Source organism: Halomonas sp. AOP27-A1-41, assembly GCF_052378605.1.
In the GTDB taxonomy this organism is placed as follows: domain Bacteria; phylum Pseudomonadota; class Gammaproteobacteria; order Pseudomonadales; family Halomonadaceae; genus Vreelandella; species Vreelandella citrativorans.
The window spans coordinates 25,228-49,075 of record NZ_JBQSXT010000012.1 but is presented as its reverse complement, the minus strand read 5'-3'; the positions used below and the strand labels follow the sequence as shown (position 1 = coordinate 49,075).

At 51.6% G+C, this 23,848-nt stretch carries 23 protein-coding genes and 4 tRNA genes; 10 read left to right on the top strand and 17 right to left on the bottom strand.

The features are described 5' to 3' along the window. Positions 1-42 precede the first annotated feature (42 nt). Entirely contained in the window at positions 43-318 is a 276-nt protein-coding gene (locus ACT3TC_RS09715) for an FmdB family zinc ribbon protein (RefSeq protein ID WP_444639858.1), read from the bottom strand. A gap of 184 nt (positions 319-502) precedes the next feature. On the opposite strand from ACT3TC_RS09715, the gene ACT3TC_RS09710 reads away from it, so the two are divergent. Continuing rightward, complete coding sequence (locus ACT3TC_RS09710) at positions 503-1,444, top strand: D-2-hydroxyacid dehydrogenase (protein ID WP_444639856.1); 942 nt, start codon at positions 503-505, stop codon at positions 1,442-1,444. Between the two features lie 19 nt (positions 1,445-1,463). On the opposite strand, the gene ACT3TC_RS09705 is transcribed toward ACT3TC_RS09710, so the two are convergent. After that, on the bottom strand, positions 1,464-1,739 hold the full coding sequence (locus ACT3TC_RS09705) for an acylphosphatase (RefSeq protein ID WP_444639855.1): 276 nt from the start codon (positions 1,737-1,739) through the stop codon (positions 1,464-1,466). Beyond that, positions 1,739-2,677 carry a YihY/virulence factor BrkB family protein gene (locus ACT3TC_RS09700; RefSeq protein ID WP_192526953.1) on the bottom strand — a complete coding sequence of 313 codons (939 nt, stop codon included), beginning with the start codon at positions 2,675-2,677 and terminating at the stop codon, positions 1,739-1,741. Before ACT3TC_RS09700 ends, ACT3TC_RS09705 begins: the two co-directional genes overlap by 1 nt. Before the next feature lie 155 nt (positions 2,678-2,832). Between ACT3TC_RS09700 and ACT3TC_RS09695 the strand changes: the two genes are divergently transcribed. Then, the gene (locus ACT3TC_RS09695) at positions 2,833-3,930 is read left to right on the top strand and encodes a bifunctional nicotinamide-nucleotide adenylyltransferase/Nudix hydroxylase (protein WP_444639853.1); all 1,098 of its coding nucleotides are present in this window, start codon (positions 2,833-2,835) and stop codon (positions 3,928-3,930) included. A 4-nt stretch (positions 3,931-3,934) separates the two neighbouring features. On the opposite strand, the gene ACT3TC_RS09690 is transcribed toward ACT3TC_RS09695, so the two are convergent. From ACT3TC_RS09690 to ACT3TC_RS09665, 6 genes are all read right to left on the bottom strand, one after another. Beyond that, on the bottom strand, positions 3,935-4,852 hold the full coding sequence (locus tag ACT3TC_RS09690; RefSeq protein WP_087105473.1) for a LysR substrate-binding domain-containing protein: 918 nt from the start codon (positions 4,850-4,852) through the stop codon (positions 3,935-3,937). Positions 4,853-4,876: 24 nt separating this feature from the next. Then, complete coding sequence (gene cls / locus ACT3TC_RS09685; RefSeq protein ID WP_444639851.1) at positions 4,877-6,295, bottom strand: cardiolipin synthase; 1,419 nt, start codon at positions 6,293-6,295, stop codon at positions 4,877-4,879. A gap of 122 nt (positions 6,296-6,417) precedes the next feature. Beyond that, positions 6,418-7,923: a fumarate hydratase gene (locus ACT3TC_RS09680; RefSeq protein WP_444621728.1), complete on the bottom strand. Its 1,506-nt coding sequence runs from the start codon at positions 7,921-7,923 to the stop codon at positions 6,418-6,420. Positions 7,924-8,162: 239 nt separating this feature from the next. Further along, entirely contained in the window at positions 8,163-10,187 is a 2,025-nt protein-coding gene (gene uvrB, locus ACT3TC_RS09675) for an excinuclease ABC subunit UvrB (RefSeq protein ID WP_444639850.1), read from the bottom strand. 20 nt (positions 10,188-10,207) lie between these two features. Beyond that, positions 10,208-10,615 carry an OsmC family protein gene (locus tag ACT3TC_RS09670; protein WP_192526950.1) on the bottom strand — a complete coding sequence of 136 codons (408 nt, stop codon included), beginning with the start codon at positions 10,613-10,615 and terminating at the stop codon, positions 10,208-10,210. Further along, on the bottom strand, positions 10,615-10,812 hold the full coding sequence (locus ACT3TC_RS09665; RefSeq protein WP_087105479.1) for a hypothetical protein: 198 nt from the start codon (positions 10,810-10,812) through the stop codon (positions 10,615-10,617). Before ACT3TC_RS09665 ends, ACT3TC_RS09670 begins: the two co-directional genes overlap by 1 nt. Before the next feature lie 156 nt (positions 10,813-10,968). Between ACT3TC_RS09665 and ygfZ the strand changes: the two genes are divergently transcribed. Next, positions 10,969-11,949, top strand: a complete 981-nt coding sequence (gene ygfZ, locus ACT3TC_RS09660; protein WP_444639849.1) for a CAF17-like 4Fe-4S cluster assembly/insertion protein YgfZ — start codon at positions 10,969-10,971, stop codon at positions 11,947-11,949. A gap of 34 nt (positions 11,950-11,983) precedes the next feature. Here ygfZ and ACT3TC_RS09655 read toward each other — a convergent pair whose 3' ends face one another. The 7 genes from ACT3TC_RS09655 to ACT3TC_RS09625 all read right to left on the bottom strand — a co-directional run bounded on the left by ACT3TC_RS09655 (position 11,984) and on the right by ACT3TC_RS09625 (position 17,036). Continuing rightward, positions 11,984-12,763, bottom strand: coding sequence for a TatD family hydrolase (locus tag ACT3TC_RS09655; protein ID WP_444639918.1), 780 nt, complete (start codon positions 12,761-12,763; stop codon positions 11,984-11,986). An 80-nt stretch (positions 12,764-12,843) separates the two neighbouring features. Continuing rightward, positions 12,844-14,433: a peptide chain release factor 3 gene (locus tag ACT3TC_RS09650; RefSeq protein ID WP_444639847.1), complete on the bottom strand. Its 1,590-nt coding sequence runs from the start codon at positions 14,431-14,433 to the stop codon at positions 12,844-12,846. A gap of 446 nt (positions 14,434-14,879) precedes the next feature. Next, positions 14,880-16,121 carry an NAD(P)/FAD-dependent oxidoreductase gene (locus ACT3TC_RS09645; protein ID WP_444639846.1) on the bottom strand — a complete coding sequence of 414 codons (1,242 nt, stop codon included), beginning with the start codon at positions 16,119-16,121 and terminating at the stop codon, positions 14,880-14,882. Between the two features lie 419 nt (positions 16,122-16,540). Next, positions 16,541-16,615 (bottom strand) — tRNA-His (locus ACT3TC_RS09640). A gap of 36 nt (positions 16,616-16,651) precedes the next feature. Then, positions 16,652-16,726, bottom strand: a tRNA-His gene (locus ACT3TC_RS09635). A 65-nt stretch (positions 16,727-16,791) separates the two neighbouring features. After that, a tRNA-Arg gene (locus ACT3TC_RS09630) sits at positions 16,792-16,868 on the bottom strand. 91 nt (positions 16,869-16,959) lie between these two features. Continuing rightward, positions 16,960-17,036 (bottom strand) — tRNA-Pro (locus ACT3TC_RS09625). Between the two features lie 205 nt (positions 17,037-17,241). Here ACT3TC_RS09625 and folD point away from each other — a divergent pair. Both folD and mtnN read left to right on the top strand, forming a co-directional pair. Then, positions 17,242-18,102, top strand: coding sequence for a bifunctional methylenetetrahydrofolate dehydrogenase/methenyltetrahydrofolate cyclohydrolase FolD (gene folD, locus ACT3TC_RS09620; RefSeq protein ID WP_444639845.1), 861 nt, complete (start codon positions 17,242-17,244; stop codon positions 18,100-18,102). Positions 18,103-18,149: 47 nt separating this feature from the next. Continuing rightward, positions 18,150-18,857 (top strand): 5'-methylthioadenosine/S-adenosylhomocysteine nucleosidase, encoded by a 708-nt coding sequence (gene mtnN / locus ACT3TC_RS09615; RefSeq protein WP_444639844.1) that lies wholly within the window; start codon positions 18,150-18,152, stop codon positions 18,855-18,857. Positions 18,858-18,957: 100 nt separating this feature from the next. Here mtnN and pyrC read toward each other — a convergent pair whose 3' ends face one another. After that, a complete protein-coding gene (pyrC, locus tag ACT3TC_RS09610) occupies positions 18,958-19,995 on the bottom strand; it encodes a dihydroorotase (RefSeq protein ID WP_444639843.1) in 1,038 nt (345 codons plus the stop codon). 143 nt (positions 19,996-20,138) lie between these two features. On the opposite strand from pyrC, the gene ACT3TC_RS09605 reads away from it, so the two are divergent. The 5 genes from ACT3TC_RS09605 (at position 20,139) to ACT3TC_RS09585 (ending at position 23,801) form a co-directional block, all read left to right on the top strand. After that, the gene (locus ACT3TC_RS09605) at positions 20,139-20,555 is read left to right on the top strand and encodes a hypothetical protein (RefSeq protein ID WP_444622619.1); all 417 of its coding nucleotides are present in this window, start codon (positions 20,139-20,141) and stop codon (positions 20,553-20,555) included. Between the two features lie 10 nt (positions 20,556-20,565). After that, positions 20,566-21,837, top strand: a complete 1,272-nt coding sequence (locus ACT3TC_RS09600) for an ATP-binding protein (protein ID WP_444639842.1) — start codon at positions 20,566-20,568, stop codon at positions 21,835-21,837. Positions 21,838-21,906: 69 nt separating this feature from the next. Next, the gene (locus ACT3TC_RS09595) at positions 21,907-22,446 is read left to right on the top strand and encodes a response regulator transcription factor (RefSeq protein ID WP_172116582.1); all 540 of its coding nucleotides are present in this window, start codon (positions 21,907-21,909) and stop codon (positions 22,444-22,446) included. A 197-nt stretch (positions 22,447-22,643) separates the two neighbouring features. After that, positions 22,644-22,925 carry a GrxA family glutaredoxin gene (locus tag ACT3TC_RS09590; protein ID WP_444639841.1) on the top strand — a complete coding sequence of 94 codons (282 nt, stop codon included), beginning with the start codon at positions 22,644-22,646 and terminating at the stop codon, positions 22,923-22,925. Between the two features lie 108 nt (positions 22,926-23,033). Continuing rightward, positions 23,034-23,801, top strand: coding sequence for a DUF1338 domain-containing protein (locus ACT3TC_RS09585; RefSeq protein ID WP_444639839.1), 768 nt, complete (start codon positions 23,034-23,036; stop codon positions 23,799-23,801). Positions 23,802-23,848: the final 47 nt, after the last annotated feature.

Genomic DNA, 23,848 nt, shown 5'->3' with positions numbered 1-23,848 from the left:
CAAATAAGGTGTCTTGGGCCAACCAGGCCCCGACCGCTACAGTCAAACTGCAGAGTCTTTTGACGTGGAAGTAGTATCGCTTTTAGCACTGTTAGCCGTTGTGCTTTTTGCATCAGCGACCAGGTTCTTTTTACTTCCCGTTTTAAAATCGGTTTCATACCAACCACCGCCCGCCAGGCGGAACCCTGCCGCGGATACAAGCCGCGCCAAGTCATTACGATTGCACGCAGGGCACTCTTTTAACGGATCTGCGCTGATTTTCTGTAATTTTTCCATGCGATGGCCGCAGGCCTTGCACTCATATTCATAGATAGGCATGTTGATAATTCCTGAAAGCTCAACGACGACAGAATATTGTCGAATATAAACGCAGCCAGCTGCGAATATGTAGCCTGTCGATATAAAATCCAAGGCTGCGGTTGATAAAGCGTCAATATTATACCCTTTTGTGCCCCCTGCCGAGCAAGGTTAACAAGCCCAGGCAGCAACTGGAGAGAATAAAATGCCTCATGCGGTCATGTTGGATGCGAAAAGTCTTGGGCCTCAAATAGATTTAAGCGCTATTCGCGGTGCGGTTACTCAACTGGATGTCTTCGATCAAAGTACAACGCAACAAGCTAAAGAGCGCTTGGAAAATGCTGACATCGCATTAGTAAACAAGGTGGTCCTGGATGCGGAAACGTTAAAACAGCTGCCTTCGCTTCGCTTGATTTGTGTCATGGCTACTGGTCTAAATAATATCGACCTTGAGGCAGCAAAAGCACTTAATATCAGCGTTAAGAATGTTGCGGCATACGGCACGGCAAGCGTGTCTCAGCACACATTAATGCTGATACTTAACCTGGCAAACCGGCTACCTCTATACCAACAGGAAGTCGCCAAAGGTGTTTGGCAGCAAAGCGACTTTTTCTGCCTCCAGGACCACGTAACGCTACAGTTAGCGGGCAAGCGGCTGGTGATGGTGGGCCAGGGCGAACTGGGAACTGAAGTGGCGCGCTTGGCGGAGGCCTTTGGCCTTCAGGTGACCTTTACGGCACGCCCCGGTCATGAAGCTAACGACGCACGCCCTTCTCTCGATGACGTGCTGCCTGAAGCCGATATTATCAGCCTACACTGCCCGCTTAATGCTGAGACACAGCACCTTATTAACCAAGAGCGCTTGGCCAAGGCTAAATCGTCCCTTCTGCTCGTAAATTGCGCTCGCGGTGGCATTATTGATGAAGTAGCGGCGCTTGAGGCATTACGCCAAGGGCGTATCGGCGGGTTAGCGGTAGACGTGCTTCCTGTAGAACCACCGAGGGAGGGACATCCACTATTGGCAGCGCTGGATGAACCGCTCAATTTGATTGTCACCCCGCACAATGCATGGGTAACGCCAGAAGCGCGCCAAAACATTATCGCTCTAACGGCGGATAATATTGCTCATTGGAAGCACGCCCAGTAAGCCTAAAATAAATATTAGCCTAATGCATCGTGAAGGCATCAGGAGCGTGGCATTGGGCTAATGCCTCATATTCGATATGGGTTACCTGCGCATTAGCAGGGCCTTGCCAAAGCCACTTACCTAGCATATTTACATGATGGCGCTCGCCACACATAAGCACCTCAACCCGACCATCCGCCAGATTTTTGGCATGACCGGTTACTCCCGCCGGTAACGCCTGCTTTTGAACGGCACGGCGATACCCTACGCCCTGCACTTTTCCGCTGACCAAGGCTTTTATGCAACACGCTGACACTATTCGTCTCCTGCTATCCTGGGCGTAAACGCCTCTGGTTCCAAGACTTCCTGCCTAACCTGAACGGCACTGTTTCGCGGAATAAGCTTTCTGCCTCGACGTAGTAAAAGCGAGCGTGTAAAGGCGGCACCAAACAATAAAATAAGCGACGAGTAATACACCCATAGCAATACCATCACCACCGACCCGGCAGCACCGTATGTCGATGCCGTCGCGGTATAGGTGAGATAAATCGCAATCACGGTGCGGCCGATAGTAAACAGTACGGCCGTGACAACAGCCCCGGTTAAGACATCCTGCCAACGCAGCACTACATCGGGCAACACTTTGAAAATAGCCGCAAACAGCAAGGTAACGACGCCAAGTGACACAAGAGAGTCCAATAGTGTCGTGGTATAACCGGCGAGCGGGACAAGATCACCTGCCATTTGCAGGATACTTCGCAAAGCAATACTTAATACCAACGAAATTAATAGAATAATACCAATGAGAAAGACAACCATTAACGATAAAAAGCGCGTTTTTATAAATACAAACAAGCTGTTACTGGCCGGCTTGGCGATCACTCCCCAAATGGTGTTCAGTGAAAGCTGCATTTGCGCAAAGACGGTTGTTGCACCGACTAACAAAGCACAAACGCCTAACACAGAAGGCAATACACCAGACTCTTCGAACCGAGAGTGGATAACGGCCTCTTCAATCGCGGAGGCCACATCGGTACCCAGTGAGTCCTGCAGCTGGGCCACGATTTGACCCTGAGCAGCGTTTTCACCAAAGACAATACCGATAACCGCAACGGCAATAATGACAGTAGGGGCTAATGAAAAAAGCGTATAAAACGCTAATGAGCCCGCGAAGCTAAACGCATGACGCTCTAACCATAGCTTCGTTGCATCCTGAACCACCTTCCACCAAAAAGTGAGGGTGTCTTTAGTCATATTCGGTCCCTTGCGTCATTGATGGATACCTTTATGTGCAATAGCTTAGCAGCATACCCAATACGGGTGCAGTACGTAGCCTTCGCCAGATTGCACCGCTGAACCGCTCTCTTCATAATGACGCTGTTATTTGACCAAATGTTAAAGGAAGCACCATGGCCCTTGATGCAAGATGCTCTACGCCTGATTACACCTTTGATTGTTTGGTATTTATTGGGCGTTTTCAGCCTCCTCACCTAGGCCACTTGGCCGTTATCCGTGAAGCGCTTAATCAGGCACGTCAGGTCATTGTATTGGTAGGCTCTGCATGGCAGGCGCGCTCGCTGAGAAACCCATGGCGCTTTGATGAGCGCCAGGCAATGATTCGTTCCGGGTTTGATGATGCTGATAACCAGCGGTTAGAAATCACGCCGCTGCTGGATGCTCTGTATAACGATGATGTTTGGGTAAGAGATGTACAGCGAAAGGTACGAGACTTAGCCGCACCGGCTAATATTCGTTTACCACGCATTGGTTTGATTGGTGCAAGCCGTGGTCAGTCAAGCTACTACTTGTCTCTGTTTCCGCAGTGGGAATCCGTCAGCGTTCCGCTGATTGAAGGCATTTCAGCCAGCCAGATTCGTGAACGACTGTTTCGATCGCCAAGCGCTTCAGACGATTATTTGAGCACGGGGGCTTATCATGACCTGCCGCCCGGCGTGGTCAGTCGCGTTAGCGAATTTTGTCGCGCAAGCGCCTATCAACAATTACTGGAAGAGCAACGGCTACTGGATCAGTACCATCAAGCCTGGTCACACGCTCCCTACCCGCCTATTTTTGTTACCGTGAATGCGGTGGTTGTGCAATCCGGGCATGTACTTCTGGTGCGCCGTAATGCAGCACCCGGTAAAGGATTGTTTGCGCTGCCTGGCGGATTCATTAACCCTCATGAGCGACTGCTGGATGCGTGCTTGCGGGAGCTCAGGGAACGGCTGCGCTTGAAAGTACCAGAGCCCGTTCTAAAAGGGTCATTACGTGGGCAACGCCTTTTTGATGAGCCGCACCGAAGCTGGCGAGGACGCACGCTAGCGGAAGCCTTCTACTTTGCGCTACGCCCAGACCAACAGCTACCGCGTTTAAAACCTGTGAAAGGGGGCGACCAAGCGCGGTGGGTGGCACTGGCTGATTTAGAGCCAGACAGCCTGTTCGAAGACCATTTTTTTATTATTCAGAACTTTCTTGGCCTGCCTGCTGACTTCGGCACGTCAACGTAACCCATTACGCTTGTAAAAAATCACGGGGCAGCTTCATCATCTGACGCCAAAGCTTCTCAACGCCAGGTTTGTGTACCAACGAGCAGCGATAAAGGCGGATTTCGAGCGGTATGTCCCAACTTTCATCACCGGCCCTGACCAAGCGCCCACTTTTGAGCTCTTCACGAATACAAAAATCCGGGATCCACGCCGCTCCAATGCCTTGAAGTACCATGCCTTTTAATCCTTCTGCCATGGCGGTTTCATAAACCGTACGTAATTTCATACGCAAAGGGTCATTCTTTAACAGCATTCGCACACTGCGCCCTAAAAAAGCACCCTGGGTATAGGCCAGGTAGGGAATTGAGGCCTCTTGCTGTAGCGAAAAACAGGGTTTCCCCGTTTCGTCGGGTAGCGAGACGGGCAGCATATTGACCTTGCCTATCGAGAAGGACGGGAAAACCTCGGCATCCAACTGCATAGTGGCAAAGGGGTCATAATAGGCCAGCATGAGATCGCAATTACCTTCACGCAGCACGTGGATCGCTTCGCCTACATTCATGGCGACCAAACGCGTTGGCAACTCTCCAAGGCCTTTCTGAAGGCGTGATATCCAAGGGGGGAAAAAGCTTAATGCCAATGAGTGGGCGGCCACAATATCAAGTGCTTCATTGGCAATCGACAAGCCACGCAAATGACTTAATGACTCGTTAAGCTGTTCAACGAGGTTTCTCGCTGTCACCAGAAACAACTGCCCTTCTGACGTAAGCCCTACGGGGGTTGTTGAGCGGTCAACAAGGGTTACGCCAATGGCTTGTTCCAGTGCTCGAATGCGGCGGCTAAAAGCAGGTTGAGTAACATGACGCTGGCGGGCAGACGCTGAAAAGCTGCGTGTATTCGCAAGTGCGACAAAATCTTCTAGCCATTTTGTTTCAAGATTCACCCAACACTCCTTTGCCGATTATTGCTATTGGACAGGCGACATTAAATACGCCGCCCGTGATACTACTTTTTTCCATAATGGACGCTGTTGAATTTCATCAATTGTGATACGCCGACAATCATTAAAGTCTTTCACCAACATGGTGTGCACTTCGGCGGCAAATATGGTGTCAGGAATATACGCTGTAATTTCAAAATTTAAGCGAAATGAACGATTATCCAAGTTTACCGTACCTACGGTGGCGGCATCATTATCAATCAGAATTACTTTTTGGTGCAGAAACCCAGGCTGATAACGGTATATTTTAACACCTGCTTTTAACATATCGGCCAAAAAAGCAAAGGCCGAGAGAAATACCAGCAGATGGTCTGGCCGCTCGGGAATCATCACTCGTACGTCAATTCCCCGCATGGCGGCCAAGCGTAGCGCATCCTGAACGCCTTGGTCGGGTACAAAATAGGGGCTGGTGACCCATAGTCGATGCGTTGCACTATGAATCAATTGCTGAATCAACAGGCTGGCTGTGTCCTGTTTGTCCGCGGGGCCTGAAGGGACAATAACAACATTCTGATCAATATTAGGGTGGCTTTCCGCCTGCCAATTCAAGCTGGTGACCTCCCCCGTTGCCCAGTGCCAATCTTCCCAAAAAGCTTCTTGTAGCCCCAATACGCTGGGCCCTTCCAGTACCAGGTGCGTATCTCGCCAAGGCCCATGGCGTGGATCCTGGCCCAGATATTCAACCCCTACATTAAAGCCCCCTAACCAACCCCGCTTACCATCGACAACAGCTACCTTGCGGTGATTACGAAAATTGAGCTGAAAACGATGTTTAAAGCCTCTTGAGGAGCGAAACGGGCTGACTTCTACGCCTTCTGCGGCCAGTTCCCGAAGATAACCCTCATTGAGTTTGCGACTACCAATTTCATCGTAAAGAAAATACACCCGTACCCCACGGCGTACCGCACCCAGCAAGTGCTGTTGAAGACGGCGGCCCAGCGCATCATCTCGCACAATAAAAAACTGCAGCAGTAAATAGTGCTCTGCTTCATCAATACCGTTAAACAAGCTATTGAACGTGGCGTCACCATCAATAAGCAACTCAGCGCTATTGCCCCGAGTGAGAGGCATCATGGCCAACTGCTCTACTGCTTGTGTATCAGAATTAGAAAACGGGACTAAATAAGGTAAGGAGCTTTCCTGGTAGCGAGCAAGCACACGCCTTAACACGCTATCGCGCTCCCCACGGGCCATTACGTATCCATAAAAGCGCGGCCGACCAAAGAACCAATAGGCCGGTAAAGCGATATAAGGAAAGGTAAGAAGAGAGATAATCCATGCGATGGCGCCTTGTGATGTCCGGCTAGACATTAGCGCCATGATCGCCGACATCACCCCTAACAGGTGTATCAGCATAATGCTTGTCCCTAGCAGCCAAGAGACCATACCTACATCTCCATTAAACGTATGGATATTTCAAACAGGGTATCGCTATGGTTCTCAATGCACAGAAGCCCCGTATGAACGGGGCTTCTGTAATTTAATCACTCGTCACAGCACAGACTGCCTTATGCCGTTTGAGCAATAATCTCCTTCCATTTGGCCGGTCCGGTTTGATGAACCGAAGTGCCCTGGCTATCAACCGCTACGGTGACCGGCATATCTTCTACTTCAAACTCATAGATGGCTTCCATCCCCAGGTCCTCAAAACCAACGACCCGGGATTTTTTAATTGCCTGAGCGACCAGGTAAGCCGAGCCACCCACCGCCATCAAGTAGACAGCCTCGTTATCGCGGATTGCGTCTATGGCCACTTGGCCACGTTCCGCTTTACCAACCATACCCAAAAGCCCGGTTTCTTCGAGCATGGTGCGCGTGAATTTATCCATCCGCGTCGCCGTTGTGGGCCCTGCTGGCCCCACCACTTCGTCACGTATCGGGTCAACTGGGCCAACGTAATAGATAAACCTGCCTTTCATATCAACAGGCAGTGGCTCGCCTTTCGCCAGCATATCCACCATGCGCTTATGAGCAGCATCACGACCGGTCAGTAATTTTCCATTCAGTAACAGCGTATCACCTGGCTGCCAGGTTTTAACTTCTTCGGGTGTTACGGTATCCAGATTAACGCGCTTCACGTTATCACCCATTTCACGGGTAATTTCTGGCCAGTCTTCCAGCTTCGGCGGGTCAAGCGCTGCAGGGCCTGAGCCATCCAGCGTGAAATGCGCATGGCGAGTTGCCGCACAGTTAGGAATGATCGCAACCGGCTTATTCGCCGCGTGGGTCGGGTAATCTTTTACTTTTATGTCCAACACCGTGGTAAGGCCGCCGAGACCCTGAGCGCCAATACCACTTTTATTGACCTTATCAAAAAGCTCTAACCGTAGTTCTTCAGCGCGGTTGCTCGGGCCACGTGCTTGCAGGTCCTGAATATCAATAGGGTCAAGCAGTGCTTCTTTTGCGATTTGCATCGCTTTTTCAGCCGTACCACCAATCCCAATACCCAACATGCCCGGCGGGCACCACCCTGCCCCCATTTTGGGAAGCTGCTCCATGACCCAATCGACAACGCTGTCAGAGGGGTTAAGCATCGCGAACTTCGATTTCGCTTCACTACCGCCGCCTTTTGCCGCAACGTGAATGTCGACCTTGTCACCCGGCACCAGCTTGTGGTGGATAATAGCCGGCGTATTATCTTTGGTGTTTTGGCGCTTCCCGTCCGGGTCTGCCAGCACGGATGCACGCAGCACGTTATCGGGCAACTGGTAAGCGCGGCGAACACCTTCGTTGACCATGTCGTCCAGGCTCATATCCGCGTCCCAGGTAACGTTCATGCCTACATGAACGAAGACGGTCACAATACCCGTGTCCTGGCAGATAGGCCGATGGCCAGTGGCGCACATTCTTGAGTTAATCAAAATCTGCGCGATAGCATCCTTTGCAGCCGGGTTTTGTTCTCGTTTATATGCTGCATCCATGGCATCAATAAAATCTTTAGGATGATAGTAAGAGATATACTGCAGAGCATCGGCAACGCTTTGTATCACGTCGTCCTGGCGAATCACGGTCATGGAGTAACAGCTCCTTGGTTTTCGTCTTGTCTACGGCTACTTTAACGAAGGTGGAAATAGCCGTTTAAGCGTGCAAGCAGTATACCGTATTGATCCCCAAGCGGCAGCTTCTACGATTTCTTAACTACCATTGAATGAGTTTGATAGTGATGTTTTGACAATCCAAACAAGATAACGGTATAAATTTTTTAATTATGCGCTCGGCTGCCCGGCGGATTTCGGGACCTTCTGGCATATCTCTATCCTAGCGCCAGCTGTTTTTCTTTCATTTGATGCAGTTGATCGCGCAGGCGCGCTGCTTCTTCAAACTCCAGATTCTGCGCTGCCTCAAACATTGCGTCTTCCAGCTTGCTGATAGCGGCTAACAAATCATGCGCCCCCATACTGGCGATATCATAATCACCGGCACCTTCTGCCACCTTACGCTCGGACCCACGCTTGCGGCTGCTCTTTTTGCCGGGGGTTTGCGCAGCCTCCAGAATATCTGCCACGGTGCGCGTCACGGTGGTTGGCGTAATACCATGCTTTTCATTGTGGGCTTGCTGTTTGGCCCGACGACGCTCTGTCTCATCAATCGCTTTGCGCATAGAGTCGGTAATGCGATCACCGTACAAAATAGCTTTACCGTGGGCGTTACGTGCCGCGCGTCCAATGGTCTGAATTAGCGAGCGCTCTGCACGCAGGAAGCCTTCCTTGTCAGCATCCAGAATCGCCACCAACGAAACTTCGGGAATATCCAACCCCTCGCGCAGCAGGTTAATACCTACCAACACATCAAACTTGCCCAGGCGCAGATCACGAATAATTTCTACCCGCTCGACGGTATCGATATCGGAGTGCAAATAGCGAACACGTACCCCATGCTCATCAAAGTATTCTGTTAAATCTTCAGCCATACGCTTGGTAAGCGTTGTCACCAGTACGCGCTCACCGACGGCAGTACGCAAGCCTATCTCGGAAAGCAGATCGTCTACCTGAGTGCTGGCCGGACGAACTTCAATTTCAGGATCCAGCAGCCCCGTAGGACGCACAACCTGTTCAACGACTTGACCGGCATGCTCGGCCTCGTACTTACCCGGGGTTGCCGAAACAAAAATAGCCTGAGGAACAATGGATTCCCACTCCTCGAATTTCATGGGACGGTTATCCAACGCCGAAGGCAAGCGGAAACCATACTCTACCAACGTCTCTTTACGTGAACGGTCACCCTTATACATACCGCCCACCTGAGGCACGCTGACGTGAGACTCATCAATAAACAGCAGCGCGTCGTCAGGCAGGTAGTCAAAAAACGTGGGCGGAGGCTCGCCAGGCGCACGCCCGGACAAGTAGCGTGAGTAGTTCTCAATACCATTGCAGTAACCCAGCTCCAGCATCATCTCGATATCGTAAAGCGTACGCTGTTCAAGGCGCTGCGCTTCTACCAGGCGTTCATGCTTGCGCATCCATTCAAGGCGCTCTTTTAACTCATCTTTTATTGAGTCAATCGCGCCTAAAATGGTTTCACGCGGCGTCACATAGTGAGACTTGGGGTAAATTGTCATGCGCGGGACTTGGCCCCGTATGTCCCCGGTTAGCGGATCAAAAATGCGAATAGTGTCAATTTCGTTATCAAACAGTTCAACCCGTACCGCATCCTCATCAGAATCAGCAGGAAAGATATCAATGACGTCACCGCGCACGCGATACGTGCCTCGACGAAAGTCCATGTCATTGCGGGTGTATTGAAGCTCTGCCAAACGGCGCAAAAAGGCACGCTGATCAATCAACTCGCCGCGGGTAAAGTGCAGACGCATTTTTAAGTACTGGTCGGGATCACCCAACCCGTAAATAGCAGAAACGGAAACAACGATGAGCGCATCACGACGTTCAAGCAACGCCTTGGTTGCCGAGAGACGCATCTGCTCAATATGATCATTGATAGAGGCATCTTTTTCGATAAACGTATCCGATGATGGTACGTAGGCTTCGGGCTGATAGTAGTCATAATACGAAACAAAGTACTCGACAGCATTATCCGGAAAGAAGGACTTAAACTCTCCATAAAGCTGAGCCGCGAGGGTTTTGTTAGGTGCCATCACAATGGTCGGGCGCTGAAGCTGCTCAACCACATTCGCCATGGTGAATGTTTTGCCCGACCCGGTTACCCCCAGCAGCGTTTGATGGGCAAGTCCTGACTCCAAGCCACTTACCAAGTCTTTTATCGCATTTGGCTGGTCACCGGCAGGCTTAAATTTCGACTGTAACCGAAACTCTTTGCTCATCATTGCTCCTGAATGAAAAGTTAAATAACGTGCGTAGTGATATCGACAGTTGCCTGCGTCATCAGGCGCTGGATGGGGCAGCGATGGCTGATCTCTTCCAGGCGCGCCCGCTGTTCCGGGTCGCTGATCCCATGCAGTGTTAACGCTACATTCAATTTATAAGTTCCATGCGCTTCCTCACTGTCGTCCCGCTGCACCGTGACAGTAATCGCCGTAAGCGGCCACTTCTTGCGCTTGGCATACATCTGCACCGTAATGGCCTTACACGTTCCCAGAGAAATATCGAAATAGTCATGTGGGTCGGGCGCACTGCCTTCGCCTCCAACCAGAGTGGGAACATCGGCATACAGGGCCTCCAGGCTATCGACCTCAATACGCTGGCGAAATACATGGTTACGCTGGCTGATTACCGTAATAGGCGGATGCATCAGGATACTTTCACTCCCAGTTTGAGCTTCTCTACAGCGTTGATCAGTGCCTCACGTTTAACACGGCCATCCACATCTGCGCCGTGGCGACCTACCTCTGCACTATCAACCCCCTCCAACATCATCAACGCCGTGGTAATCTTGTTAACTTGATCAGCGTTTTTTACGCCTTGAAACGTTAACGATTGTTGTGCCATTACGCTACCCTCCTCACTTAACCTTATGCAAAACTGATACAACAGAAAGATTCTAGCACGCTATTACACCTTGCAATTAGTATCATTAGCCCACAGGTTGAGAAGCGCGGCGTCCTAATCCTACTTTCAGCGATCAGCTACTCATCAGGAGTCTATATGGCAACGGTTATCCCCTCTACTGCGATCACCGACAATGTGCGCCTTCATCACTTGGCAGCGCTGGATGTAACAGGGGCAGATGCTGAAAAATTCCTGCAGGGCCAAACAAGCGCTCAGGTAAGTTTAGCGGATGGCGAGTTTGCCCCTCTTACGTGTTTTTGCACACCCAAAGGAAGAATGCTCGCCAATGGTCAGCTGCTACGCCTTAACGCTGAACACTTTAGACTTATCCTTAGTGTCTCTCTTGCCGACTCGCTGGCGGCCCATTTAAAAAAATTTGCCGCGTTTTATCGAGCTGAATTGATCCATAACACAAACATCACGTTTATTGGCGCCAGCAAAGCAGCAGGCACCTTAGCTGAGTCACTGGGATTAACCCTTCCTGAACAACCATACGCACAAAGCGTTAATGAACAATCAAGCGTTGTACGCGTGGCCGGGAAAATGCCTCGCTGGCTGTTTTGCACGACTGAGACAACGACAGAGGCATCCTCTCAACAGGTGGTGGACGACGAAGCCCAGCAGGCTGCCTGGCAACTTGCCGACATTCGCAGCGGAATTGCCTGGCTCTCAGAGGCTCAGCAGAATCAATTTCTGCCTCAAATGCTGAACTGGGAAGCACTAGGGGGCATTAGCTTTAAAAAGGGCTGCTACACAGGACAGGAAGTGGTAGCCCGAGCACACTTTCGTGGACAAGTTAAAAAACGCTTGGTTCACGCTGAACTGACATCGACAACGCTACCCGAGACAGGCGCCAGCATAAAAACCGAGCTGGATAAAGCCATGGGCGAGGTCGTTGCAAGCGTAAGGCGCGATAATGATAGTGTGGAGCTACTGGCAGTGATGAATACCAAGGCGACAGAAGAAGCGATACCGCTTTACTGGGAAGGCAACGCAATCACCCTACTGCCGCTACCCTACGCTATTGAACGGCTTGACCCTGAACAACTGGTGGCCACGTTAAAGGGCCAGGTTTAAAAGGGCTAGGCCTACAAGGGCTAAGCTCACTCGTTTAAGAATCCTGAAAAGCCTTAAGCTTAAACAACCGGGCGGCATTGGCACTGCTATGTGCCGCCACCTCTTCTTCTGTTTGGTTGCGCAGCGTGGCCACGACGCGACATACGTGAGCAACACATTGGGGTTCGTTACGCTCACCCTGATGGTCGCTAAGGGGCATATCAGGGCTATCTGTTTCCAGTACAAAGCCATCATTGGGCAGTGCCGCTACCGTTCGCCGCAGCCGCTGAGCACGCTCATAGGTAACAGCGCCCCCAAGCCCCAGTACAAAGCCTCCGTCTAAAAACTTTTGGGCTTGCTCTATAGAGCCAGAGAAGGCGTGAATCAGCCCCGCTTGCGGAAGCGCTAACTGGCGCAGTCGTTTACTGACCTTGTCATTGGCCTGCACACAGTGAACCACGACAGGGAGCTTGTACTGCTTGGCCAAGCGCAGCTGATCATCGAAAAGGCGCCACTGCGGCTCCCAGGAATCTGTAAAGCGTGCATCAATACCGCACTCCCCAACCGCTACGACCCTTGGATTTGAACGCAACGCCTGCTCTAGCGCGAGGATATCCTTATCGTGCTGGTGCTGTTTTATAAAATAGGGGTGGAGGCCCAAGCACACGCTAACATCACTGCGCTTGCCTAGCGCCAGCACCTGTTGCCAACGCTTCCGAGTAGTGCCAGGCACAATGAAATGAGAGACACCGGCCGCGTGTGCTGCTGCAAAAACAGCATCGCGGTCCTGATCAAACGCGCTAAAGTCCAGATGACAATGGGCATCGATTAGCACTGTCGGGCCTCCCTGTTGATATATCACGCAAGCCCCTCCTTGGGCTTGCCAACCTTTGCTTATCTTAAAGAGTAGCTAACTTAATGCTCTCGTGTGGGCTGGAAGCGAATATCGGGCCAGCGCTCCTGGGTCATTTGTAAATTAACCCGAGTAGGTGCGATGTAGGTTAAGTAACCGCCTCCATCAATAGCCAAATTCGTGCTGGCTTTACGCTTAAACTCTTCGAGCATTTTGACATCGTCGCAATATACCCAGCGGGCCGTTTGTACGTTGACCCCCTCATACAGACAATCGACCTTGTACTCCTCCTTTAGCCGATGGGCGACCACGTCAAACTGCAAGGTGCCCACCGCCCCCAGGATTAGATCGTTGTTATCCATAGGCATGAAGACCTGAGTAGCGCCCTCTTCGGACAGCTGCTGCAAGCCCTTCTGAAGCGCTTTCATTTTCAGCGGGTCTTTCAGGCGGACTCGCTTGAAGAGCTCGGGCGCGAAGTGAGGAATACCGGTAAAACGCATATCCTCTCCGACGGTAAAGGTATCGCCGATTTGGATCGTGCCATGGTTATGCAAGCCAATGATGTCACCCGGCCAGGCTTCTTCTACATGGGAGCGATCAGATGCCATAAACGTCAACGCATCGGCAATTTTGACATCCTTGCCAATACGTACATGGCGCATCTTCATGTTCTTCTCATATTTGCCGGAGCAAACACGTAAAAAAGCGATACGGTCACGATGATTAGGATCCATATTGGCCTGGATCTTAAATACAAACCCGGTGAAACGCTCGTCGTGAGCGGTTACTTCACGCAGGTCAGTTTTATGCGGCTGAGGGGCAGGCGCATACTCGACGAAGCCGTCCAGCATTTCGCGTACACCAAAGTTCCCCATCGCGGTACCGAAGTAGACGGGCGTAAGCTCACCTCGCCGATAAGCCTCAAGATCAAACGTGTGCGAAGCGCCCCGTACCAGCTCAACTTCCATACGCAGCTCTTCGGCCTGCTCTTCGCCCAGAACGGCATCAACTTCAGGGCTATCCAAGCCCTCAATGCGCTTGTCTTCCGGAATATGGCTGCCCTGGCCCTGGGTATAAAGATGGATAACATCATTGTAAAGGTGGTAGACACCCTTGAAATGACGCCCCATACCGACAGGCCATGTCATGGGCGCGCACTGAATATTTAAAACGGTCTCGACTTCGTCCATCACCTCAATAGGGTCACGGATATCACGGTCCATTTTGTTAATAAAGGTCAGGATGGGCGTGGCACGTAAACGACACACCTCCATCAATTTGATGGTCCGGTCTTCGACACCCTTGGCGCCATCAATCACCATCAAAGCGGAGTCAACGGCGGTCAGCGTTCGGTAGGTATCTTCCGAGAAGTCTTCGTGCCCTGGCGTATCCAGCAAGTTCACAACACGGCCGCCATAGGGGAACTGCATAACGGAGGTCGTCACCGAGATTCCCCGCTCCTGCTCCATCTTCATCCAGTCAGACGTCGCGTGTCGGTCATTACGCTTACTTTTCACCGAGCCTGCCAGCTGAATAGCATTCCCAAACAGCAGCATTTTTTCGGTGATGGTTGTTTTACCCGCATCCGGGTGCGAAATGATAGCGAATGTGCGGCGCAGATCCGCTTCCTGGGCTAACTGAGTGTCTTTCATCTTGCCTCTACAGAAATTAGTACTCAGCAACGTAACGCGACTCTGGCTGAGTGATTCAGAATTGGGCGAGATTGTAACGTTATGACCGTTTTAGCGCCATGTTCATTGAAACCTGCGCCTTGAAACCCTTGGGGGAAGACACATGATGGATGCTGGGAATTTTTAAGGGCTACTACTAAGGGCTACTACAAGGCGTCCGCGCAAGCGAGGCCTGCAAAATCACTTTTGAGCTCAATAAAAAACGCCGAACGGGTCGGCGCTTTAAAATGCTAGCTGATGGTGGTCGCGGGCAACGTTCTAAGCGTAGGTATTAACCTGCGTACCCACACTACCTTCTTGAGCAAGATTGGGTTCAGCGCCCATATCCGCTGACGCCATGATTTCCGTGACCCGTTGAGCCTGAATATCCAATACGTCTTTGAATATCTGCCTTGCGGCGTGGCGATTTAGAACCGCTCAGCTCGAAAGGGTGACATATCAACTTCTGTCGGCTTGCCTTCGATCATGTCAGCCAATAGCTGACCTGTTGCGGGACCAAGGGTAAACCCCTGGTGCCCGTGCCCAAATGCTAACCATAACCCAGGATGGCGTGGTGCCGGACCAATAATCGGCTTCATATCAGGCAAACAGGGGCGCGCGCCCTTCCAGGCGGCCGCATCATGGCGCTCGCCAAGCGGAAAAATAGTCCTGGCCACTTTTTCCGCCGCTTCCAGCTGATGCTCATCAGCGGGCGACTCTATTCGATCAAGCTCAGCACCGGTCGTCAGACGCACTCCTGCGTTCATGGGCGCCAGCAAATAGCCAACTTCAGCATCCATTAACCAGTAATTCAGCTTGGCTGGCGCTTGGGCAGCATAGTGCATGTGATAGCCACGTTTAACAAAGGTAGGAAAATGATAGCCAAGCCCTTTCATCCATTCGCCAGACCATGGTCCCAAGGCAACCACCACGTCATCAGCATCAAGGGTTTGCGTTTCAGTAACGATCCGCCAGCGCTCGCCTGCTTGCTCAACTTTTTGAATATCCGCCTGAAGAAGCTTGCCTCCGTTGTCCATAAAACCTTGCGCATAGGCGGCCACCAAGGCACCCGGATCGGCCACCGTCCAGGGGTCCAGCCAATGAATAGCACCAATAATATCCTTACCTAAATTCGGCTCTTTGCTTTCAACGCCTGCACGATCCAGCACGTTAAACTGCACCCCATAATGCTCACGAGCTTCTTCAGCCTCTTTAATACGTTTTGCCAAACGCGACTGCGTGCGGTAAATCTCTAACCACCCTTCACGGCGCACCAAGTGCTCGGCGCCAGCAGCTTCAATCATCAGACCGTGCGTTTTTAAGCACAATTGGATGAGGGAAGCCCACTCAGGAATGATTTTTTTATAGCGGCCTGATGAAGAGTTATGCCAATAGCTTAACAGGGGTGAAGCGGCATTCAGCATGCCTGCCGGGCGGTAACGAATATCCACGCGCTTGTTAGGCAGCACGCTTAAAATGGTTTTCATATCACGAGGGAATGCATAAGGACGCACCGCTTCTCGCTGAATGATGCCCGCATTACCAAACGACGTTTCCCGACCAGGCTGGCGTCTGTCCACCAAGGTGACCTGGTGCCCGCGACGCTGTAAATGCCATGCAATACTGACACCCACCATGCCTGCCCCTAGCACTACCGTTTGTCGCGTCATCTTGTATTCTCCTCAGCGCTAATACCTACGTTTAATACAGGCGAAAACAACGCCAGCAACTGATTGAAAAATATCACTAAACAAAGGGCACTTGCACAGCTTAAAAAGCTTTTTTCAAGGCTTTTTACAGCAATTAACGCTATAAAAATATCACTAGCAGACAACTCCACTGCTTTAGAGCTTTGCAGGCGGACAAAGCCACAAAAACAGCTTAAGCAGCAATTAAATGCAGGGTGCATGAAGAGCAAGCACAGCCAAGAAAGCAGTAAGGAAGCATGACGAATAAAACAAGCTGTCTTTAAACAGACATTACAACATGCAGGAAGGAATATGAAAGAAAAATGCAGGGATCAAAAACAAAAAAACCACAATTAAGTGGTATCAGATAAGAAGAGAAGACATTAAATAAGCAATACGAATGGGGTGGATGATGGGTTTCGAACCCACGACCACCGGAGTCACAATCCGGGGCTCTACCACTGAGCTACATCCACCACAACCTAAAACTGTAGCCGCATATTACTATCGAATGGGGTGGATGATGGGGTTCGAACCCACGACCACCGGAGTCACAATCCGGGGCTCTACCACTGAGCTACACCCACCATTGATAGCACTAACGTACTTAAACTTTCCTAACCGGCAAATGACCATCGAACAGCATTACTAATGGCACGCCCAGCAGGACTTGAACCCGCAACCTACGGCTTAGAAGGCCGTTGCTCTATCCGGTTGAGCTATGGGCGCACATAAAGCATCCCAAAAAACACTGAACGCCAATGAGCACTTGACCACAACCAAACTTGGAAAAGCAAAGTAACGCCTTTCGCGTTAAGTGTGGTCGGGATGGAGGGATTCGAACCCCCGACATCCTGCTCCCAAAGCAGGCGCGCTACCAGACTGCGCTACATCCCGATTTATCACCTTTGACGCTTACCGCGCTGCTCGTCTCAAGCGAGGCATATATTACTATTTTTAAAATTAAAGTCAACACTTAACGCGATTGATTGTGTAGATGCTTTGCCTGGCCGCTTGGGCATGCGAAAATTACTCCCTATAGTAAATGCTCAAGCAAGCGTGCTTTTGCATCAGCGCTCCAACCTCCATAGGATCTTTGTAAATGACCGCCCAACTTATCGATGGAAAAGCCATCGCTGCTCATGTCCGTCAACGCGTTGCCGAGAAGATAGCCAAACGTCAGCAAGCAGGCGCTCGTGCACCAGGACTAGCCGTTGTTGTGGTCGGTGAAGACCCGGCGTCTCACGTCTATGTTAGTAATAAACATCGAGCCTGCGAACAAGCGGGCATCCTATCGTTTCAACATGCCCTCCCCGCCGCTACCACGCAGCAAGCGTTGGAAGCATTGGTTGACCAGCTTAATGATGATGCAAGCATAGACGGCATCCTGGTTCAGCTACCGCTTCCAGCTCACCTGGACGCCAACCCGATTCTGGAGCGCATTAAGCCCGACAAAGATGTCGATGGTTTTCACCCCTACAATCTTGGCCGGCTTGCTCAGCGGTTGCCGGCTCTACGCCCCTGCACCCCCAAAGGGGTCATGACCATGCTGGCAGAAAGCGGCCTGTCGGTGCGTGGCTTAAACGCCACTATCGTTGGCGCTTCTAACATCGTGGGCCGTCCAATGTCGCTGGAACTGATGCTGGCAGGCGCGACCATCACTGTATGCCATCGCTTTACCCAGGATTTGCAGGCCCATGTTAACCGTGCCGACCTGGTGGTCGTGGCTGTCGGCAAACCTGGCATTGTTAAAGGGGAGTGGATTAAGGAAGGTGCCATTGTGATTGATGTTGGTATTAACCGTCAGGAAGATGGCTCGCTGGTGGGAGATGTTGATTTTGCAGCTGCGGCCGAGCGGGCCAGCTTTATCACCCCCGTTCCGGGGGGCGTAGGCCCCATGACCGTTGCCACTTTGCTTGAAAATACGCTTGAAGCGGCTGAGCATCACGACGCCAACGCTTAGGCTTACTGTACTGTTAATTTTTAGGGTTTGATAAAGGAGCCTATTCGATGAAGCGTATTGGCATTATTGGCGCAATGGCGCAAGAAGTCGGCATTCTGGTCGAGCAGCTCGACAATGCCGAGCGCTATGAGCATGCAGGGTTTGTATTTCATACAGGTATGCGCCATGGGCTAGAGGTAGTGATACTACAGTCCGGCATTGGCAAGGTGAATGCGGCTGTGGGTACCGCCATTCTGCTGGAGCGCCACCACCCTGACGCTATCATCAATACGGGTTCAGCGGGCGGATTTGCAAGCGATCTCAACATTGGTGACGTCATCATTTCAGATGAAGTACGCCATCATGATGTCGATGCAGTGGTGTTCGGCTATGAAATAGGTCAGGTGCCCGGCATGCCCGCGGCTTACCTGGCAGATGTTCAGCTACGCACCATTGCCCGCCAGGCAATCAAAGAGGTTGGCGAGGTTAACGTCCGAGAGGGTCTCATTGCGACAGGTGATGCGTTTATGTCTGACCCTGCACACGTGGCTGCGACACAGGCCCACTTCCCTTCCATGCTGGCGGTTGAGATGGAGGCTGCGGCGATTGCGCAAACCTGTCACCTGTATCAATGCCCATTCGTGGTGATTCGTGCGTTATCCGATATTCCAGGCAACGATGATAACCACCTTTCTTTTGAACAGTTCCTGGACGTAGCCGCCGCCCACTCATCGCGTATGGTGGACCACATGCTACAAACACTTGGCCAGCGCTAAGATCGTACCAACAGCCGGTGTTTACCACTAACGAAAACGGAGCCGAATGGCTCCGTTTTCGTTTCTTACTTCATCAACAGATTTCTTACTTCATCAACAGTTACGCTTTAATGGACCACTCAAGCGACTCTCCCGCCAGCAATGGGACAATCGTTTTGCCCCCCGCGTAAGGATAGGCTTCCGGCAGTTGCCAAGGCTTACGCTCTAACGTGATTTTATCGGCATTAGGCGCCAAGCCATAAAAACGCGGACCATTCAGGCTGGCAAACGCTTCCAGCTTATCGAGCGCGCCCATTTCATCAAAGGCCCTTGCATATAATTCAATCGCCGCCGGTGCCGTGTAAGCGCCAGCGCAGCCACAACTGGATTCCTTATCGCCCTTGGCGTGAGGCGCGCTATCCGTACCTAAAAAGAACTTGGGGCTGCCACTGGTGGCTGCTTTCAGTAATGCCTGGCGATGCTGTTCGCGCTTTAAGATGGGCAAGCAGTAGTAGTGCGGGCGAATCCCACCCACCAGCATTTTGTTGCGGTTAAACAGCAAGTGATGAACCGTAATAGTGGCCGCAACATTATCCGGCGCGTTTGCCACAAACTCTGCCGCTTGCTGGGTCGTAATATGCTCACAAACAACCTTTAACGCGGGATGGCGCGCCAGCAGAGGCTTCAGCACCGTTTCGATAAATACCGCTTCACGATCAAAAATATCGATATCGGCAGTGGTTACTTCACCATGAACAAGCAGCGGCATTCCCACCTTGGCAAGTATGGCAATGGTGTCATCGCAGTGCGCAAGATCGGTGACACCCGAATCCGAATTAGTGGTTGCCCCAGCAGGGTAAAGCTTAACCGCTTTGATCACGCCGCTTTGTGCTGCGCGCTCAATTTCCTCAGGCGGCGTCGTATCGGTTAAATAGAGCGTCATAAGAGGCTCGAACGTGCTGCCTTCAGGCAAGGCAGCCAAAATACGCTCACGGTATTCAAGCGCCTGAGCCGTGGTCGTTACCGGAGGCGTTAAGTTAGGCATAATAATCGCACGGCCCATTTGGGCGGCGGTATGGCCTACCACGGCTTTCAGCGCCTCGCCATCACGCAAATGGAGGTGCCAGTCATCGGGGCGGGTCAGGGTAATAGCGTCCACGGCAAGTCCTAAGCTGTTTAAAGAAGAAAAGCCAATACAGTATACGTGATCCACTTGGCGGAGAAATCTGCTTATCAATGTCACACACCGTAACAAGTATCGTATTATAACGGCACTCTTAGAGGTTCAAGGTCCAATTGTTTATGCAAAATGTGCGACGCTATGCGGATATTATTGCCAGCATAGAGGGGCTGGTATGGCTAGGTCTCGCCTGGTCGATTTCTATTTCCGTACATACCGGCAATACCGAGCCGACGCTGGCAGCACTTTTTATCGTGGGTGCGCTGGTGCTATTTAGCTGGGCACACCGACCGATGCGCTATCTACTGCGCCGCTACCATATCCGTAAGCGGCGCACGGATATGTGGATTCATATTCTGGCGCTACCCCTTCTGCTCGCGATGTTCTTTCATATCATGGTGGAAGCGACGTTAGGCAGCACCTGGCTGCCACCAAAAATGCTGTTATTCAATCTAATGGCATCCGCTGGCTGGCTGACCTATGTCATGACGCTACTCATTAAGGTTGTCATTCACAGCATCAAAACTTCACGTAAATAGGTAGTAGCCCATGCAAACGGCTTTGCCGCTGCCCCTCTCGACCCCGAACCGCAATCTGGTTCGCCTCACTATTGTTCGGGGAATCACCTGGACAGGGTTTCTGATCGCCATTGTGGTCGGCGTGGAGCTACTGGCCTTTGAATTACCCGTCACCGCGGTCGTCAGTGTCGTTATCGCCATGGGCTTATTGAATATCGCCACCTGGTGGCGATTGGGGCGCCCGCGAGCGGTGGAACATATTGAGTATCTGCTGCATTTATTGGCCGACATTGCGGGCCTGACCCTGGTATTTTATTTTTCGGGAGGCTCCACTAATCCGTTTATTACCTACTATCTGGTGCCTGTGACGATTGCTGCGGCAACGCTTCCGTGGCGCCATGCCTGGATATGTGCGGTCTGCGCCATGGCAGGCTACAGCTTTCTAATGTTCTTTTACCACCATGTCCCCCAACTGGCGCATATTAATAGCGATGAAATGCTCAATCTGCATGTCATGGGCATGTGGCTTAACTTTGGCCTTTCAGCAGGCCTGGTCACGTTTTTTATCTATAAGATGGCCCATGCACTGCGTAATCGAGATAAAGCACTTTCACTTACTCGCGAAGCGGCGCTGCGTAACGAACAGGTGCTGGCTGTAGCCACTCAGGCGGCGGGCACAGCACACGAACTAGGCACCCCGCTTTCGACCATGGCCATACTGTTAAAAGAGATGCAGGATGAGGCCCCCGAAGGGGGAACGTTACAGCAGGATATTCGCTTACTGCGCCAGCAAGTCGACATTTGCAAATCTCGTCTTCAGCATTTGGTCACCAGCGCTGATCGGCGACGTATGGCAGAACCCGAAATACTGGATGCCCAGATTTGGCTAACCGGTGTTGTGCAGCGCTGGTTAGTGTTGCGGCCAGATGTTAGCCACCAATTTGAGATCGTTGAAAGGCGCGGCAAACCCTGGCTTGCGGTTGACACAACGCTGGACCAGGCACTAATGAACCTGCTAAACAATGCCGCTGATGCCAACCCCGAACATGTTTCTATTCGTCTTGATTGGCAGGAAGAGAGTGTTGTCATTGATATTCGTGACCACGGCCCGGGCATTGCCATGTCTATCGCTGACCAGCTCGGTGATACGTTTATTTCTACCAAGAGCAAGGGGATGGGCATTGGCCTGTTTTTAACCCATGCCACGATCAATCGCTTTGGCGGAGGTGTTAGTCTGTATAATCATCCCGAAGGTGGCACGCTGACAGAAGTAACGCTTCCGCGTAGCTCCGCCCCCCTTTAAGCCAAACTAACGGCACAGCCTAATTGAAACGCGTTTTAGTGTGTTTCAAGCACTATCGTTGAGGACATCATGCAAACGACAGATCAGCGCCTGCTAATTATTGATGACGATGAAATGTTCTGTCACGTGCTCAGCCGCGCGTTTACCCGCCGCGGTTATGAGGTAATGACAGCGCATGATGCAGACCAGGCGCTTGCGGTAGCCGTTCAGTTTCAACCCACCATGGCCACGCTCGACCTGAAGCTTGAAAACAGCTCAGGACTAAAGCTGCTCCCAGAGATGTTAGCCGCCGTGCCAAGCTGTCGTATTGTGGTGCTTACCGGTTACTCAAGCATTGCCACGGCCGTGGAGGCCATGAAGCTCGGAGCCGTCAACTACCTGTGCAAACCAGCCGACGCTGACGACATTGTCGCATCCTTTGAACACCAGGAAGGCGACCCCAATATAGAGCTTGCTGATAACCCTCCGTCCATTAATCGAATCACGTGGGAGCATATTCAAAAAGTGCTTCATGAACACGACGGCAATATTTCCGCGACGGCTCGCGCGCTCGGTATGCATCGCCGGACACTCCAGCGTAAGCTGCAAAAACGCCCCGTTAAGCGCTAGCCTACCCCAGCGGCCTGCTCCGCGGCAGAGCCAACACTCGCCGCGTTGAGTTTGCCTACCGCATTAGCTCCCAAACCGGCCACCGCAGACGCCGATACCATCGGCGTCATTGCCTTACCCTATTGGCGAAACAAGGACTGCTACGCCACAATAGGCACCCTTGAGCCATCCATCACTTTGACGTTAGGAGTTTTCGCATGTTTGTGGTTATTTTTGGCAGAATGACCTGTCCTTTCTGTGTCCGTGCCAAGCAACTTGCTGAGCATTTGGAAACAATCGGTAAGATCGAGGGTTACCGCTATGTCGATATGCCCTCTGAAGGCGTTACTAAAGAGGACATCGCTAAAACGGCAGGCAAGCCTATCCATACGGTGCCGCAAGTATTTGTCGACCAAACGCACATAGGCGGTTTTACCGAATTCGACAGGTTTGTACGTGAGAAGCAGTTATTAGCTCCCCTGGAAGATTCGTTACGTTAAATTTGCCGTTTATAGTCGTTGAACACGCTTTTTCTCGCCTGCCTATACTGGGTTTTAAACAAGTACCCTCTTTCTAACATCGCTTGTTTAGGCGGCGAGGATAGCATCGTGCAACGTGATGAATTCGTACAGCAGCTTTGGCTTGACTATATTCACTCGCACCCCGACATCGGCGGTTTGCGTCTTTGGCCTCTCTCCTCTACGGCGGAATACTTAACGCTCGTAACGCTTAACCATGGTCCTTTTTCTGCTTCCGTTTTGAATAACCGGTTGGCGCACATGGGGTATCGTCAGGTTGCCCATTATGCGATGGCTGACAAGGGCCTTCTTATTCGCCTTCTCGCGCCTGATGACCATGGAAGTTGGCTAGTACTAGCTGAGCTACAGTTGGGGACGCTGTCAAAACTGCCTCGCGAGGCGCTGGCTGCGCTGGTGAATCAATCACACCCACAGGACTGCAAGGGCCACAACTTACTTTGTCGCGGTCGTCCGTGGCCCATGCCCTCCTGGTCGCTGTATCAGCAGCTTCTAAAGGCGCACCCTCTTGCTGCCTGGCTGGCGGTTATGGGCCCGCGCCTACACCATGCAGGCTTTGATTGTGCCGAGCTCGGCGATACGCTAACAGCGCTTAATGACCAGCTAGAAAAAACAGGCATGCCCGGTGAAAAAGAGCCACAAAACGGCGTGTTTGCGCTTTCGACGCTGATTGAGCATCATTTTTATCCTGCCATGCCGCAACGCATCATCTTTAGTGATGGCGATGAGCATCGCCTCTGCCTGGGCGGTTTGGCGCTGACTCAAAAACATATCGATGCGGGCCATGAACGCATCGCCGAAATACTCATTCCGGCCCATGCCCGCTGTGAGATTGTCTAAGCAGCCTGCCAAGGCTGCTTAAAACAAGTAACGTACTGACATTTACG

Coding starts and splice junctions, on each gene's coding strand:
- ACT3TC_RS09715 (WP_444639858.1), bottom strand. CDS start 318: ATGCCTATCTATGAATATGAGTGCAAGGCCTGCGGCCATCGCATGGAA.
- ACT3TC_RS09710 (WP_444639856.1), top strand. CDS start 503: ATGCCTCATGCGGTCATGTTGGATGCGAAAAGTCTTGGGCCTCAAATA.
- ACT3TC_RS09700 (WP_192526953.1), bottom strand. CDS start 2,677: ATGACTAAAGACACCCTCACTTTTTGGTGGAAGGTGGTTCAGGATGCA.
- ACT3TC_RS09695 (WP_444639853.1), top strand. CDS start 2,833: ATGGCCCTTGATGCAAGATGCTCTACGCCTGATTACACCTTTGATTGT.
- cls (WP_444639851.1), bottom strand. CDS start 6,295: ATGGTCTCTTGGCTGCTAGGGACAAGCATTATGCTGATACACCTGTTA.
- ACT3TC_RS09680 (WP_444621728.1), bottom strand. CDS start 7,923: ATGACCGTGATTCGCCAGGACGACGTGATACAAAGCGTTGCCGATGCT.
- uvrB (WP_444639850.1), bottom strand. CDS start 10,187: ATGAGCAAAGAGTTTCGGTTACAGTCGAAATTTAAGCCTGCCGGTGAC.
- ACT3TC_RS09670 (WP_192526950.1), bottom strand. CDS start 10,615: ATGCATCCGCCTATTACGGTAATCAGCCAGCGTAACCATGTATTTCGC.
- ACT3TC_RS09665 (WP_087105479.1), bottom strand. CDS start 10,812: ATGGCACAACAATCGTTAACGTTTCAAGGCGTAAAAAACGCTGATCAA.
- ygfZ (WP_444639849.1), top strand. CDS start 10,969: ATGGCAACGGTTATCCCCTCTACTGCGATCACCGACAATGTGCGCCTT.
- ACT3TC_RS09650 (WP_444639847.1), bottom strand. CDS start 14,433: ATGAAAGACACTCAGTTAGCCCAGGAAGCGGATCTGCGCCGCACATTC.
- ACT3TC_RS09645 (WP_444639846.1), bottom strand. CDS start 16,121: ATGACGCGACAAACGGTAGTGCTAGGGGCAGGCATGGTGGGTGTCAGT.
- folD (WP_444639845.1), top strand. CDS start 17,242: ATGACCGCCCAACTTATCGATGGAAAAGCCATCGCTGCTCATGTCCGT.
- mtnN (WP_444639844.1), top strand. CDS start 18,150: ATGAAGCGTATTGGCATTATTGGCGCAATGGCGCAAGAAGTCGGCATT.
- ACT3TC_RS09605 (WP_444622619.1), top strand. CDS start 20,139: ATGCAAAATGTGCGACGCTATGCGGATATTATTGCCAGCATAGAGGGG.
- ACT3TC_RS09600 (WP_444639842.1), top strand. CDS start 20,566: ATGCAAACGGCTTTGCCGCTGCCCCTCTCGACCCCGAACCGCAATCTG.
- ACT3TC_RS09595 (WP_172116582.1), top strand. CDS start 21,907: ATGCAAACGACAGATCAGCGCCTGCTAATTATTGATGACGATGAAATG.
- ACT3TC_RS09590 (WP_444639841.1), top strand. CDS start 22,644: ATGTTTGTGGTTATTTTTGGCAGAATGACCTGTCCTTTCTGTGTCCGT.